General features: G+C 53.7%; 14 protein-coding genes. 1 reads left to right on the top strand and 13 read right to left on the bottom strand.

The features are described from left to right. Nucleotides 1-54: 54 nt before the first annotated feature. From tatA to L6990_RS03765, 11 genes are all read right to left on the bottom strand, one after another. Nucleotides 55-315, bottom strand: coding sequence for a Sec-independent protein translocase subunit TatA (gene tatA, locus L6990_RS03815; protein ID WP_237202732.1), 261 nt, complete (start codon nt 313-315; stop codon nt 55-57). Next, nucleotides 305-631, bottom strand: coding sequence for a hypothetical protein (locus tag L6990_RS03810; protein WP_237202731.1), 327 nt, complete (start codon nt 629-631; stop codon nt 305-307). Before L6990_RS03810 ends, tatA begins: the two co-directional genes overlap by 11 nt. A gap of 139 nt (nt 632-770) precedes the next feature. Then, nucleotides 771-2,687, bottom strand: coding sequence for a helix-turn-helix transcriptional regulator (locus L6990_RS03805; protein WP_237202730.1), 1,917 nt, complete (start codon nt 2,685-2,687; stop codon nt 771-773). Between the two features lie 61 nt (nt 2,688-2,748). Then, the gene (locus L6990_RS03800) at nt 2,749-3,147 is read right to left on the bottom strand and encodes an FKBP-type peptidyl-prolyl cis-trans isomerase (protein WP_237202729.1); all 399 of its coding nucleotides are present in this window, start codon (nt 3,145-3,147) and stop codon (nt 2,749-2,751) included. A 20-nt stretch (nt 3,148-3,167) separates the two neighbouring features. Beyond that, a complete protein-coding gene (locus L6990_RS03795) occupies nt 3,168-4,199 on the bottom strand; it encodes an FKBP-type peptidyl-prolyl cis-trans isomerase (protein ID WP_440480479.1) in 1,032 nt (343 codons plus the stop codon). A gap of 89 nt (nt 4,200-4,288) precedes the next feature. Further along, a complete protein-coding gene (gene pafA, locus L6990_RS03790) occupies nt 4,289-5,722 on the bottom strand; it encodes a Pup--protein ligase (RefSeq protein ID WP_237202766.1) in 1,434 nt (477 codons plus the stop codon). 40 nt (nt 5,723-5,762) lie between these two features. Continuing rightward, entirely contained in the window at nt 5,763-5,969 is a 207-nt protein-coding gene (locus L6990_RS03785; protein ID WP_237202727.1) for a ubiquitin-like protein Pup, read from the bottom strand. Nucleotides 5,970-6,019: 50 nt separating this feature from the next. After that, on the bottom strand, nt 6,020-7,609 hold the full coding sequence (dop, locus tag L6990_RS03780) for a depupylase/deamidase Dop (RefSeq protein ID WP_237202726.1): 1,590 nt from the start codon (nt 7,607-7,609) through the stop codon (nt 6,020-6,022). Nucleotides 7,610-7,611: 2 nt separating this feature from the next. Beyond that, on the bottom strand, nt 7,612-9,297 hold the full coding sequence (gene arc, locus L6990_RS03775) for a proteasome ATPase (RefSeq protein WP_237202725.1): 1,686 nt from the start codon (nt 9,295-9,297) through the stop codon (nt 7,612-7,614). A gap of 89 nt (nt 9,298-9,386) precedes the next feature. Next, the gene (locus L6990_RS03770; protein WP_237202724.1) at nt 9,387-10,403 is read right to left on the bottom strand and encodes a tRNA (adenine-N1)-methyltransferase; all 1,017 of its coding nucleotides are present in this window, start codon (nt 10,401-10,403) and stop codon (nt 9,387-9,389) included. Between the two features lie 84 nt (nt 10,404-10,487). Continuing rightward, nucleotides 10,488-11,543: a site-2 protease family protein gene (locus L6990_RS03765; RefSeq protein ID WP_237202723.1), complete on the bottom strand. Its 1,056-nt coding sequence runs from the start codon at nt 11,541-11,543 to the stop codon at nt 10,488-10,490. A gap of 166 nt (nt 11,544-11,709) precedes the next feature. On the opposite strand from L6990_RS03765, the gene L6990_RS03760 reads away from it, so the two are divergent. Further along, nucleotides 11,710-12,597 (top strand): PAC2 family protein, encoded by an 888-nt coding sequence (locus tag L6990_RS03760; protein WP_237202765.1) that lies wholly within the window; start codon nt 11,710-11,712, stop codon nt 12,595-12,597. Nucleotides 12,598-12,665: 68 nt separating this feature from the next. On the opposite strand, the gene mshC is transcribed toward L6990_RS03760, so the two are convergent. After that, the gene (mshC, locus tag L6990_RS03755) at nt 12,666-13,958 is read right to left on the bottom strand and encodes a cysteine--1-D-myo-inosityl 2-amino-2-deoxy-alpha-D-glucopyranoside ligase (RefSeq protein WP_237202722.1); all 1,293 of its coding nucleotides are present in this window, start codon (nt 13,956-13,958) and stop codon (nt 12,666-12,668) included. A gap of 89 nt (nt 13,959-14,047) precedes the next feature. After that, on the bottom strand, nt 14,048-14,878 hold the full coding sequence (locus tag L6990_RS03750; RefSeq protein ID WP_237202721.1) for an undecaprenyl-diphosphate phosphatase: 831 nt from the start codon (nt 14,876-14,878) through the stop codon (nt 14,048-14,050). Nucleotides 14,879-14,898: the final 20 nt, after the last annotated feature.

Genomic DNA, 14,898 nt, shown 5'->3' with positions numbered 1-14,898 from the left:
AAAGGAGCACGGGGTCAGGGGCCACGAACGCTTGGAATGGAGCGCCGAGGCTATTTAGTCGGCGCGGTGTGACCCGGTGTTCTGGTCAGTGGATGAAGGGTTATTGATCACTTCACCTGAAACCACGCCATCGTTGGTGGTAGTTGATGAAGTATTTTTCTTGCCATCATTCTTGAGGCCATCAACCTCAGATTTGAAGATACGCATGGACTGCCCCAGGCTGCGAGCCATACCGGGAAGCTTGGGTGCGCCGAAGAGAAGGATGATAATGATGAGGAGGATGAGCAGATGGACGGGGCCGAGGTTACCGAGCACGTTCGTCACCTTTCTGAGATTTGCTGAGCAAATCTCCGATGAGTTGGGGCTGACCTAGCTGATCGCGGCGCTTAATACGCCTCTGGGCACGGTCTAGCGTTCGTTGGTGTGCGCCTTGAGTAAATTCGCGGGCTGCAACAGACACCGGCTTGAAAAGTGCCACAGGCTGGTGGCATCTGACAGTGGTTGACATAGCGGTGTCCCCTAACTGTGAACTAATGAGATTTTCCCATTCTTCAGCAGCTTTGAGAGTAGCTAACCCTTTACGCAGGACGCGCCACAGCAGCCAGGCTAGAAGGGAGAGCGAGCTCAACACGAGCACGCTCCATAAAACTATCCAAAACCACCAAGGCATACGACCAATTATATATCCGGTTACGGTGATGGCATGAACATATTTGGCTGTGGGCTTGCTTAGAACCGGGCTTACCAAGGTGCCTTTAGTTAATTTATGCTCAGCTGTTTTCTTCTATGCCTGCCAATTTCAGCTGAAAGCGCCGTCGTACGTCGCACGGCAGGAGTAGTTGAGCGCAGCCCCCTAGAGAGATGATGAGCTCAAAAAGCCACATCTCATTTACTACCGGCAGCTTATAAAAGTGGTTTCCGGCCTGCTGGGCTATATGAGAGGCATACTGCTCGAGAATCCACTGAGTTTTGGCGCGTTGTGTGGCCGGCAAGTGAGCTGGGACCAGCAAGGTTGCTTCACGATGGGGCTGATTGACCAGCTGATGACGCCAGCTGTGCAGGCTGGAGTCGGTATTGTCGACAGGATCAGACTGGAATGTATCATCGGTGAGTGCGTGCACAGCTCCGATACGGTCTAGCCTGAAATGGCGTATGTCCTGCGCTGAACGGCACCAGGCGCGAAGATAGCGAGGGCCGTCTCTGTTAACCAATGAGAAAGGCTCCACCGTTCTTTGACTGACCCCGTGATAAGAACTATAGGTAAGTTCCAGGGGAACCTTTGAAGCTATTGCCTCCTGGAACACGTCAGCAGTGTCATTTGAGTACACCGAAAACCGGTGAGAAAAGTGCTGTGTTTGTACAGAGCTCTCACTGAGCTTGATGGCTAGGCTGTCAAGCATTAGCTGCTGCTCAGAACTATGGTTGAGGTTTATTGCCAGTAAGAGTGTTGCCGTCTCTACCGGTGTCAGTGGCGCCCCACCGGTCATTTCTATTTTTCCATCGACCGTTACCCAATCATCGCTATCGATAGTGATAAACAGGGCTCCGAAGGTAACGCTTGCAGCAACAGCGTCTAAGCTGGACCGTATTTTAGACGGTGTTAGATCAAAGTAGCCAGCAAGGTCAGAGAGCGCCATGCCTCCACGGGAACTAATGAGCGAGAGCATGATAAAGGTTCGTGTGAGTTGTTGCGATGCTGTTTCTCGCTCGCGCTGCGCGCTGACGGGCTTCCACACTAAGCCTTGGGGCAGCGTACCCGGTGTTTCTTCATCTGTTCGGTAAAGAGCAGTACGCAGGGATCTTTCAGCCTCGACCACAAGGCTCTGCTGAACCCGATCAACATTAGCTGAAGCTAGCTGCTGTTCAGTAAGCTCATGAGTTTCGCCGTTGAGAACAGCGCGCTCAGCAGATTCTAGCGGTGAATAAGACGGCAACTCCGTTAAATCTTCCGAAGACTCAGCGTGGTTGAGCGGTAGAGATGCCACGAGCGGAAGCTCAGCAAAGCCGACACGGCTCAGTGCCTCTTGCATAGAAAAATCCGTGGGTGCGGGAAAGCTACTGGCAGCAAGGATTTTGATGCCGGACATACGATCTAGCCGAAAGATACGTTCTGCTCTACGGTCTCTATCCCATCCATAAACGTACCAGTGCCCAAATCTAAGGCCCAAACCCCAACAGGATATCTTGCGGGTCTTAACAGAGGTACCGTACAAGAAGCTCAGCCCCTTACCTTCTGCGGTGGCTTCAAGGCATTCAACAAGACCAATTTCGTCTGAGAACCGAGGAGTATCTCCCGGTGATTCGCCCATCTTGAGCCCTGCTTGTGCTCCCACTTTGAGCATCGCTGATGAAGAGTAGCGCTCAAGACTTGTGCCCTGCCAAGCTGTGCTGAGGTGGGACAGAAGTAAGACATCAATAGGCCCCACCGTCAGGGATGGAAGATCACCGGCTCCAACACGATAGGTAAAACCTACTTCTGAATGTTGAACACGGTGAGAAATAAGGTCAAGCCCCACCGACCGCAACACATCCTTATCTCTTTCAAACATACGCTCAAAAGCTGCTTCGCTAGAAGCTTGTGAGTATTGGGGCACGCGGTGGCGAATTTGGTTACGGTCAAGACCGTGCGGGGCTGATACCAGCACATCAAGAAGTGTAATAGCGCGTTCAACTGCTTTAGAAGTCATTACTCATTAAAATAGTCCCCGGTTCTTGAGAACCGGGGACTAAACACGCAAAGCGTTCTAATTACTTGCTGACATCAACGAGGTCAACCACGAAGATGAGAGCTTCATCGGGGCCAATAGCTGCGCCAGCGCCACGTGAGCCATAAGCCATCTCGGAAGGGATCTCCAGACGACGTCGCCCACCGACCTTCATACCCAGCAGACCTTCATCCCAGCCCTGGATTACCATTCCAACGCCCACCTGGAAACGGAGAGGTTCACCGCGGTTCCATGATGAATCGAATTCTTCGCCGGTGGAGAAAGCTACTCCAACATAGTGTGCCGATACCGTGGATCCGCGTTCTACAGTCTCGCCCGCGCCCTCGATTTCATCGATAATCACTAGCTCCTGGGGAACTCCACCCTCAGGAAAGTCGATTTCGGGCTTGCTACGATCAAGGTTTCGCTGTCCAAATGACATGAAAAACTCCTTAGGTATTTCTATTCCGAAGCTGAGGCAGTTGCCTCAGGGGACTGAGTGCTTTCAGGGCTCTCACTGGATTCGGCAGGTGCTGATGAGGCAGCCTCTGCAGTACGAGCCGGTGATGAACCAAGGATATCTACCACAAACACCAGGGCGCCTTCGGGTGCACCTGAGCCCGCGGCGTCCTCACCGTAGGCTAGCTCGCTGGGAATCTGAAGCAGGACTCGGGAGCCAACGGTCTTACCCTTCAGGCCTTCCTTCCAGCCTTCAATAACTCCGTTGAGGGTGAAGTTAAGGGGCTGAGTGCTGAAGTTTTCATCAAAAACAGCACCATCTGACCAGGTGACACCTACATAGTTAGCGTAAACGGTGTCGTTCTCACCAATGACTGCGCCCTCACCGGTGATAAGGTCCTCGGTGTAGAGCTCAGTGGGGGCATCGCCACGATCTTCAGCCAGCTTGAGGGTGGGCGCACCATCATCACCTACGCTAAATTCTTCCAGAGCTGGAGACTTCTTTTCATTCTCCTTGCCCTCTGCTGATTTCAGGAGCTTACTGGTGACAGTGTAAACCTCAACGTTAGTTGCGGTTCCTGGGGAGACAGTAGGTGTTGCCTCCTCTGTTGAGGTAGACGACTGATCAATGTTGGTGGTGTAGGAGAAAGTAGTTCCTACTTTTGCCCCAGCGATTACGTCGTAGAGTTCCGGTGCAGCTTCTTTGAGCTGATCATTAACCGGAATGACCATAGGAGCGTCAGCGTAAGTAGTACCGACAGAGCTACCGTCTGCACCGTTGAATACGGTTGCATCAACAAGAATGGTATCTCCATCGACAACCTCATCGCCATCGCCCTCTTCAATAATGTGGGCTTCGGTACCGGACGCTGCGAAGGGAGTCTCAAAGGAAGCTGAGGGCTGAGCAGTTGCCCCGTTGAGGGAGTAATCAACGTCTTCGAGCTTATCGCCCGAGCCGCCACCGCAAGCGCTGAGTAGCAGGGCAAGGACAGCGCTACCTGTAGCAATATATGTCGTCTTCTTTTTCACGTACATCTCTTTCATTGTTGAAGCGCCCGTCGGACGCAAAACTTCTCGCCGTACATCATAGCTGAGCAAGCTGGGTGCCGGCTATGAGCCCCCTCCTAGATAAAGGGAGGAGCCCAAACCTTAGGTTTCTTTTGCTGTAATTCTTCGATTAGGGAAGTTACCTCTGCGTTTTCAACGGCAAAAGGGTCTTTACACATCACGCTGAGCTGGGGCCGACTATTCAGTTTAAGATGCACCCAGTCTACGGTGAAAGACTCACCAGCCGCGCGGGCTGCGCTGATAAAACTACCCCTAATACGGGCCCGAGTGGCCGGCGGCTCAACCGCTGCCCGCTCAATCTCAGACTCAGATATCACTGTTTTAATGAGCCCCTTGCGGCTCAGCACATTAAAAATTCCGCGGTCAGGGTCAATATCGTGATAGGCAAGGTCAAGCTGCTGAATCTTCGGGTCAGCATACCCGCTAGCGCCTCGTCTGATGTAGGCATCCAGGAGCTTCTTCTTGATGGCCCAATCGATTTCAGTATCGATGCCGCTGCTGTCCCCGGTCTCAACGGCTATCAGAGCACGATCCCAGAGGTCCAGGATATAGGGCACGTCCTCGTGGTGCGGCCCCTTAGCTTCAACGTACTGACAGGCCGCATCATGGTAATGACGCTGCATCTCTAAAGCGCTGCGCTCGCTACCGTCGGCAAGACTAAAACGTGCGCTACCGGTCAGATCATGCGAGATAACACGCAGAGCTGTTGCAGCATCTCTGATTTCAAAGTCAGCTAGGGGGTAGTAATCTTCAAGCATCCGCAGCACAAGATCAGTAGCACCGACCTTGAGCATGGTGGTTGCCTGAGACATATTCGAATCACCGTTGATGACGTGCAGACGGCGGTAGAGTGAGGCGTCAGCATGCGGTTCATCACGGGTGTTGATTAGGGGGCGGGCACGCGTGGTGGCCGTTGATGAGCCTTCCCAGATATGGTTGGCGCGCTGAGAGAAAGAAAAGCTAGGTTCATTCTGAGGTCCCAGCGGACGCCCACTCCACTCCGGCGGGCCGGAAGGGTGCGTTTTACCGGCACCGACCATAATCTGACGTGTAATCAGAAAGGGAATGAGCGACCGTACCAGTCTGCTAAATTCGACTTTGCGTTCGAGCATGTAATTCTCGTGCGACCCAAAGGAGTTACCTGCTGAATCCACGTTGTTCTTGAAAAGGAAAATCTGCCCGTCAAAGCCTTCAGCTTCAAGGTTATCCTGAGCCTGGTTCACCAAGTCATTGAAAAGGTATTCACCGGCTTTATCGTGAGCGAGCAAATCACGTAGGGTGGCAGTTTCTGCCGTTGCATACTCCGGGTGAGAACCGACGTCCAGGTAGAGACGCCCGCCGTTGGGCAGAAAGATATTGGTGGAGCGCCAGCTATCAACCACAGGTTTGAAGAGCTTACGAGCTGCCTCTTCGGGCGCAAGAGGCCCTAGCCCGCGTGGGATATACCTAATTCCGAATTCGGTTTCAACACCAAAAATTCTACGTTCCATCATCGCCCTTCTTTACGCCCTCTTAAATGAAGGCAGCAGTTTATTCGCCGCCCTTTTGAACGAATCCCTTGACGAAGTCTTCAGCATTTTCCTCCAGAAGACCGTCAATTTCAGCCAGAATGTCATCAACTTCTGACACCAGGTTCTGATTAACCTCTGAGGTCTGGTGAGAAATTTGCACCTGACTCTGCTCAAGGGGTGAGCTGGAGCTCATCTGCTGTTGAGCTTGCTGTTGTTGACGTTCCACGGTTGAATCTCCTTTTGAGTTCTTGCTCTGGGTGGTATCGGTTATAAATTTTAGTCGTTGAGGATTTCAAATAACTGGTCAGCGTGATCCAAGCCGAGATGGGGTTCTACAACCTCAGCATTGAAGCCAAGCGGTTCATCCATCTGTAAGCGATGCAGGTCTACCGAGAGAGGGTTACGCACTGAAAGCGTATCCCAGTTCGCGCCCACCACCTCGTCCGGCCAGGTAGTAATCAGTTTTCCGCGCAAAAAAGCGCGGGTATCACGCGGTGGATTGGCGGCGGCCTCAGCGATCTGTGACTCATCAAAGATGGTGGCCAGCCGCCCCAGAGCGACTAGCTTATGGTAGAGCCCCTTTTCCGGCCGGACGTCTGAATATTGCAGATCGATGGCTGCAAGCTTGGGGTCGCTCCAGTCCAGGCCCTGTTTGATGTAGCCCAGCATCAGCGAATATTTGGCCACCCAGTCGAGGGTGCTCGCCAGTGATAGAGGGTCATATTCGAGCGCGTCCAGAACACTTTCCCACAAATCTAGGATTTCAGCCGTAGCGGTATCTGGGTTTTCTTCCAGGGCACGAGCAGCCTGTAGGTAACTGCGTTGAATCTGCAGTGCAGTCGTCTCTCCCCCGTCAGCTAACGGCAAGGGAGCTCTTAGGGTGAGGTCATGGCTGACCGTGTGCATCGCTGAGACCGGGTCAACCAGGCTAATAGCCGGCGCTGCCCCCGCCTCTATGAGGTTGAGTACCAGCGACATCGTTCCAAACTTCAGCAGATTAGAATAGTGCGCCAGATTGGCGTCCCCAGAAATCACGTGAAGACGCCGGTACTTTTCACTGGATGCGTGCGGTTCATCGCGCGTATTAACCATGGGACGGCGAATGGTTGTCTCTAAGCCAACGGTTCGTTCAAAGAAGTCTGCCCGCTGAGAAATCTGGAACCCTGCTTTTTCACCAGCTGGGCCGATGCCCACCCGGCCTGCACCGGTCATGATCTGACGGGTGGCGAAGAAGGGTAAGAGAGCCTGCGTTAGAGCTTCAAAGTCTATATCTCTGGGCAGGAGGTAGTTTTCATGCGAGCCGTAGGATTGCCCCTTACCATCGGTGTTGTTTTTATAGAGGTTAACCACTGGCATAGCCGACTGCTCGGTGGCAGTTACGCCTTCGATAGTAGCCACGGTTCGCGCCGCAATGTAATCCCCCGAAGCATCCCACAGCACGCAGTCCCGAGGGTTACTGGTCTCGGGAGACGAGTACTCCGGGTGGGCATGATCCACGTAAAAGCGTGCACCGTTGGGCAAAATGGAGTTCATGGTGACAGCGTCCCAGTCGATGCGTTCGGCGAATTGACCGGCCTGACTCAGAGCCTCAGCCGCGATGTCCTCACTGGTGAGCACCTTAGACTCATGAGTGAGTTGGCTCCGGTGGGCGTGCTGACGTGCCATGCTAAAGCCGCGGGCATCGTCCAAGGGAGTTTCTGAAGAGTACTCCCACTGGGCTTCAACCTGGGCAGCCAGCTCTTGTTTGAAGAGCGTGTCGTAGGTGTTAACAACGAAAGCTGAAAGAACCGTGGGGTTAGCGCTAGGTTTCTGGGGTGCGAAGACCCCGTACTCGGTTTCAGCTCCCATGACGCGTGAAACACTCATCACTAAACCTCGCTCACAGCTATAGCCGGTGCAACGTTGGTGACCCGTTGGCGAACGTTGAGAGTTGAGAGAACATCTTCAATTTCAGAAATCTGAGGGACCTCAACCTGGTCTTCAAATTCCACGCGAGCAGCCTCTAATAGATGCTGGGTGGTAATGCCTTTGGCTCCACCGGCTAGAAACGACTTAATCGCTTGCTTCTTGGCATGATCCACGATATTTCGCACGACAGCACCCGAGAGGAAATCACCGCGGGTCAGCCAACGGCTTACCCCATTTTTAAGATCAACGCGAATATAACGGTTCTTGGGCTCAGCAGAAAAGAGTGCCTCAACAACCGTTTCAATCATGGTCTCGATAGCAACCTGCTTGGAACCGGCACGGTTTACTTCTTCATCGTTGATGGGGAGACCCTCGGTGAGGTAGAGGGCAAAAATTTCTCTAGCGCCCTCTCGGTCGGGGCGGTTGATGCGAATCTTCACATCAAGGCGGCCCGGGCGCAAGACAGCGGGGTCAATCATATCTTCGCGGTTGGTCGCGCCAATAACAATCACGTTGTCTAGGGACTCGACGCCATCAATCTCCGCAAGAAGCTGGGGAACAATCGTTGTCTCCACATCGGAGGAGCGGCCTGTGCCGCGCGTCCTGAACAGGGATTCCATCTCGTCGAAGAAAACTACCACCGGGTTGCCAGCCTGCGCTTTTTCGCGCGCTGCTGAGAAGATATCACGAATCTGCCGCTCAGTCTCCCCCACATACTTATCCAAAAGTTCTGGGCCCTTGATATTCAGGAAATAGCCGGTCTTCTGACTCTTCCCTGACAGTTCAGCAGCTCGTGCAGCTAACGAGTTAGCCACCGCTTTGGCGATCAAGGTCTTGCCGTTGCCGGGCGGGCCGTAGAGCAAAATGCCTTTGGGAGGAGTCAGTTCGTGCTCACGATAGACCTCAGGGTGTAAGAAGGGAAGCTCGACAGCGTCCCTCATCAGAGCAATCTGAGAACTGAGACCACCAATATTTGAATAGGTGATATCGGGGACTTCTTCAAGGACCAGCTCCTGAGCATCAGTAGACGGAACCAGAGAGGTAACCATTTGCAGCCGGCTGTCATAAGTGACCGAATCCCCCGTCGTCAGGGTGTCAGCGTCCAGAGCACCAGAAATACGGGCCACAGCCTTCAACTGATTAGGCATATCGACCACGACGTGCTCCCTATCGAGCACCTCCCGGATCGTAACAACATCCCCATACCCTTCAAAGCCCAAAGAGAGCACAGCCTGGGTGTTCTCATTGAGCAGGACGGTCATCCCCGGCTTGACCTTAGACAGTGAAAGCAGTGGAGAGGCAGTAATACGAACCAGCCGCCCTCCCAGCAGTACATCAAGGTGCTCCTCAAACTCAGCCGGGGTCTTACCTTCCGCTAAATCGTGATAGGTCATGGCGCCACCCTGCACAGATATCACCAGTGCAGAGTTCAGCGGGGGTGCAACATCCTGGGAGAGAGCTAGGCGCAAATGCTCCATCTCATTTTTGGTTTTGGTCAGAGCATTCACCAGCTTTTGGTTACGCTCCCCCGCAACCCGTAACTGACGGTCCATATTACGGCGATTATCATTAGCGATATTAAGCTGTCGCAGTACCCGCTCATAGTCCTGCTGCGATACATGTCGCTGCTGGTTATTCTCGCTCATGAAAATCCCTGCCTTTTCTCTCTTCTCCACGACCCCGGTAAGAAACCTACTGCCCTGCACTCGCAGCGAGTACAGTGCAAGGCTTCTAATTACTGTTCACTCGTCTGAGCCTGTTCGGTTGCCTGAGCAGCTTTGACCGCAAGATTTTGGGCATCGCGCCCAGCACGGCGCAACTTACGATCTGATACGTTGCGCTCACCCAATGATGCCGGAGTCCAAGCATTCATATCTTCTTCAGAGAAATCAGTCTTGGAAGCCCGACGCTTGGGAGCCAGGCGCTCTGCACCGTCAGCTAGACGGCGAGAGGTAATAAGGAAGCCGGTGTGAGCCACCATACGATGATCAGGGCGAACAGCAAGGCCCTCTACGTGCCAGCCGCGCACCATGGTTTCGTGGGACTCAGGCTCGGTGAAACGACCATCAGCTCGCAGGGCTTCAGCCACACGTGACAGCTGAGTAACGGTTGCAACGTAGCAGATCACCACGCCGCCGGGTGCCAGCGCTGTAGCTACAGCGTCCAGACACTCCCAGGGAGCGAGCATATCAAGTACAGCTCGATCTACTGAGCCTGGCTGTTCCACGGTGCCCAGCTCTTCTGCCAAGTCCCCCAGCGTGAGTGACCATGCAGGGTGCTCGCCACCAAAGAAAGTTTCGATGTTCCCTCGGGCGATATCGGCAAATTCTTCACGACGTTCAAAAGAACGCAGATGCCCGTAGTCACCGACCGCACGAAGCAGAGCGATTGATAGGGCTCCAGAACCAACACCGGCCTCGATAACGCGGGCACCGGGGAAAATGTCAGCCATCGCTACAATTTGGCCAGCGTCCTTGGGGTAAACGACGGCGGCGCCACGAGGCATAGACAGCACAAAGTCCTTGTAGAGGGGACGCAGTGCTTGGAACTTAATGCCCTCAGAGTTCTCGATGACCGTACCCTCGACGTTGCCAATCAGCTCGCCGTGGTTAAAGAAACCGCGGTGTGAGTGATAGGCACCGCCTTCTGTGAGTGTGATGGTGGTGATGCGTCCACGCTCGTCAGTAATCTGTACGCGCTCACCAGCGCGGAAGGGGCCTCGGCGGTTGGTGCTGCCGGTAGGGGTGGTCATAGGGTTTTTTCTTCCGTCAAAAATTAGGTTTTCTTCATTATCTCAGATTGCACCAGGTAAGGCACACCAGCGGGTGTAGCCCAGCTAAGCAGGGTGCGGCGGGTGCTTCACAGAGGCAAGAAGCACCTCGGTTATATCCTTATGGCTCATCACACCAACCACGTCTCCCCCATCTGTAACCGCCCACAGGGGAGCATTCTGCCGGTAGTGTGCCGGCAGTCGGTGGTAGCGGTAACCGTTATAAGAATCCATGATGTCCACCGATGAAGCTGAAGCCGGGATGAATCCAGGAGCCAGGGAGCTAGCTATGGACGCTAATGGCTGGTTGGCGAGGCTCTGGGCTGATCGTAGAACGATAGGTTCTACAACAGACGACGGCGTGGCGGCAGAACCATCGTTCAGAAGCAGATATGACGTTCCGTTCCATCTCGCTAAGACCTCACCGATATTTGCCTCGGAGTCAAAGTATTGAACGGGTCTCATGAGGGAAACCGCCGTCAACGGGTTATGAGGGTTTCTCTCCTGGGAGAGGATCTTAAGGTGCCGAGAAGCGCCACTCCAAAGGAAATAAGCTAACGCCAGGGTAGCTACCACGATTAACGGTGAATTCCACAGCCCTAGAAAGACAACAGCCCCAACCATCAGAGCAGTCACAGCAATACCGGTGTAGGAAGTCACCCGCATGGCTAGGCTGCGGCTTCTTGAAACGTGTGCCACAGCTGCTTCAAGGGCGTGGCCGCCATCCAACGGGTAAGCAGGGATGAGGTTGAAGACTCCAATAGCCATATTGACCTGGGCTGCTATTGAAAAGCCCAGAAAGTCAGCTGTTCCTGTGAGAGACCACACCAGCTGACAGGCTCCGGCCATGAGAAAGTTCGCTAGTGGCCCCACTAAAGAGACCAGGAGCGACGTCATGGGGGTACCGGTGGTCATACTGGTTTGGCCGCCCCAAACCGTCAAGGAGATAGACCTGACCTCTAACCCTCTTTGAGCGCCAACGACCGCGTGAGACAGCTCATGCAAAAAGACACCCAGTGCTAGAGTTACTGCAACCACTGCTGCAGCCGTAAACCCTTGGGGGGCGGTAAGAGCCGGCCAGGCGGAGAGATGATACCCATACCCCACAATGAGAAGAATCATGAATATGAACCACGATGCTTTGAGATAAATGGGAGCTCCGCGATAAGAGCCAATCTGCAGTCCCGAATGATGATGCACTGGTGAGTTACCTTCCCAGGGTTTCGTTTACTTGCTCCATCAGTCTACGGGTGATTGCTGTGGAATTTTGGCGTAGCATATAACGGTGATGCACCAGCTAATACCTCAAGACATTCTTGCCCAGATGAGCGCCCGCCAGGGAAGCCCAGACGATAAGCCCTTAACTGCACTTCTCATCGCTTTCGAAGGGTGGAATGACGCAGGCGAAGCCTCAACAGAAACCCTAAGGCTGATTTCATCTCACTACGGTGTCTCCCCTCTACCAGGGTTTGAGACCTCTGATTACTTTTGCTACCTGAATACCCGCCCCATGTTTGAATCCTTCAGCGATGGAACCGGAGCGGTCAAATGGCCGACCATCACCTTCTCGGAAGTTAACCTCAAGAGCCCAGAGCGTCGATTACTGATCGTCACCGGGCCAGAGCCCTCCCTCAGATGGCAGAGCTTTATTGATAACATCTTCAGTTTCGCCCAAGAGCAGGGTGTTGACCTCATCCTGCAATGCGGTGCCCTTCTGGATGAAGTTCCCCACTCTCGCCCCTTTCCGCTCAACATCACCAGCATGAACCCTGACGTTCTTGCCGTTGAAGGCGTAGAAAAAGTGACCTATAGCGGCCCCACAGGGATTATTGGAGTCACCGCACACGAGGCGGCACAGCGTGGCATACCGGTAGCATCACTCTGGGTATCAGTCCCCCACTACATTAGCCACCCGCCCCATCCTAAAGCCGTCTTCACCCTCATGAGCGCTCTGGAAAGCATGCTGGGGATCTCGCTACCGGTAGACCAACTGGCTGAAGACATCTTGGCATGGGAACGAGGGGCATCTGAGCTCCTAGAAGAAGAGCCTGAGCTGCGCTCCTACGTGCAGCAGCTCGAAAGCTCCGCCGAAGCTGAGGACGATCTCGCGACCTTTGAACATATGGATATTGCAGCTGAGTTTGAAAAATTCCTCAAGCGCAGAGATGACTCCTAAATTTAGGTGAAACGCTAGGGACGCCGGGGGTTCAACCACGGGCATCCCTGTCTCTTCTTGAGTTAAACCTATATAGCTAGACCAAGCCGAGCCATCAGCAAATTACCGACTAGCTCGCCACCGCCGCCACCGTGCTCAAGCACAGAAAAGGCCCACTGATCGATAGCAATCAAGGCAGCAGGGACGTTGAGGTCATCGGCAAGAAGTTCTCGCACCGTTTCCAAGAGCTTAAGAGCTGCTTCGTCATCCTGTTTGTCAGCGTGTTCAAGAGCTGCAGCGTAGGTGTCAAAACGTCCCTGCGCTTTCTCCAGTAGATCTTCGGTCCAGAACCAGTCGGTGCGATAGTGATTATCCATGATGGCAAGCCGGATAACAGCGGGGTCAACCCCGCTTTGCAGAAGCTTAGACACTAACACCAGGTTCCCCAGTGACTTGCTCATCTTCTCGCCATCTAAGCCCACCATGCCAGTATGAGCATAATGACGTGCCATGGGCCGCCCGGTCAGAGCGAAACCGTGGCTGGACCCTAAATCGTGGTGAGGGAACTGGAGGTCAGAACCTCCGCCTTGCACAGAGAAGGGCGAGCCTAAAAACTCCTGGGAGATGACGGTACACTCAATATGCCAACCAGGGCGCCCAGCGCCCAGCTGTCCCCCTTCCCAAGAGGGCTCACCGTCACGCGCTACCCGCCACAGCAGCGGATCTAAGGCATCTTTCTTTCCGGGGCGCTGAGGGTCACCACCGCGCTCACCAAAAATGGTCAGCATCTCTTCATGACTCATATGCGCTACATGGCCTAGAGTCCAGCCCGAGCCCAGCTTCTCATTGAGCTGCGCTGCTGCCTCTAAATCAAAGTAAATGTCGCCGTCAGGGTACACCGCGCCGTCCTCAGCAGTAAAGCCCGGGACTCGGTAGGCAAAGCCCTGTTGCATCAGCTTTTCAACAGCGTCAACCACCAGCGGTATTGAATCGACAACGCTGACATAGTGGTCAGGAGCAATGATGTTGAGCGCTTCCATATCAGTGCAGAAAAGTTCAGTCTGCTCTTCGGCCAGCTCAACCCAGTCAACGCCCGTTGCTGCAGCACGCTCAAGCAGAGGGTCATCAATATCAGTCACATTCTGCACGAACTTCACGGGTACACCAGCGTCGCGCCAGGCCCTGTTGAGCACGTCAAAAGCAACGTAGGTTGAGGCGTGCCCCATATGAGTTGCATCGTAGGGTGTAATACCGCAGACATAGAGCCCTGCCTGCTGCTCACGCTCAAGTTCCACCTGCTGTTGGGCAGCTGTATCAAATATGTGAGGTAGAGGGGCTGCCCCTGGCAGTGATGGAATAGTGGGCTGATCCCAGGCTCTCATGGACTTCCTAACAGTGGTTCTCTTGAAACGTTATATAAAACAATACCCGCCCGGTAATCATTCCGAGCGGGTAAAAAAGGTGAGCCAGATTAAGCGGTGAGGACGCCAGTGCCCAGCAGGATGTAGAGCACTAGACCGAGCGTAATGCGGTACCAGACAAAGAGGCTGTAGCTGTTGTTGGAAACGAACTTAAGGAACCAACCGATGATGAAGTAGGCAACAACAAAGCCAACTGCCGTTGCAAGCATGGTCGAGCCGAAACCGTAGTAACCGGTGAAGCCATCGCCAATACTGCCAACGAGCTTGTAGAGACCAGATGCAAAGACTGCCGGGATAGCCAAGAGGAAGGAATAGCGCGCCGCAGCTTCACGGGTATAGCCCATTAACAAACCAGCGGTGATGGTGCCACCTGAGCGGGAAACACCTGGGATGAGCGCCAGTGCCTGCGCGAAACCAAAAAGAATACCGTGCTTAACGGTAAGTTCTTTTAGCTCTCGCTGCTCTTTGCCTATACGGTCTGCAACACCAAGAATAATCGCAAAGACAATCAGCATGGTGGCTGTGATCCATAGGCTACGGAAGGAGGTGTCAATGTACTCTTCTAGCAGGATTCCGAGGATACCGATGGGCAAAGAACCGATAATGATGAACCAGCCCATACGAGCATCTGGGTCCTTTTTATCGACCTTACCGGTCAGTGAGCCAAACCAGTTCTTGATAATGCGCATGATGTCTTTCCAGAAAAACACCAGTACAGCAGTTTCAGTACCTAGCTGGGTAATCGCAGTAAAAGCTGCACCAGGATCTTCGTTGTGAGGCAGGAACTGCCCCACGATTCTGATGTGCCCCGATGACGAGATCGGCAAAAATTCTGTTAGACCCTGGACTAGACCCAGGATTATTGCTTGTAACCATTCCACGTTTGAAAACTCTACGGGAG

Origin of the sequence: Rothia endophytica, assembly GCF_928381505.1 — a bacterium.
Lineage (GTDB): Bacteria > Actinomycetota > Actinomycetes > Actinomycetales > Micrococcaceae > Rothia > Rothia endophytica_A.
Note: the sequence above shows the minus strand (reverse complement) of the source record. Positions and strands in the feature narration are given on the sequence as shown.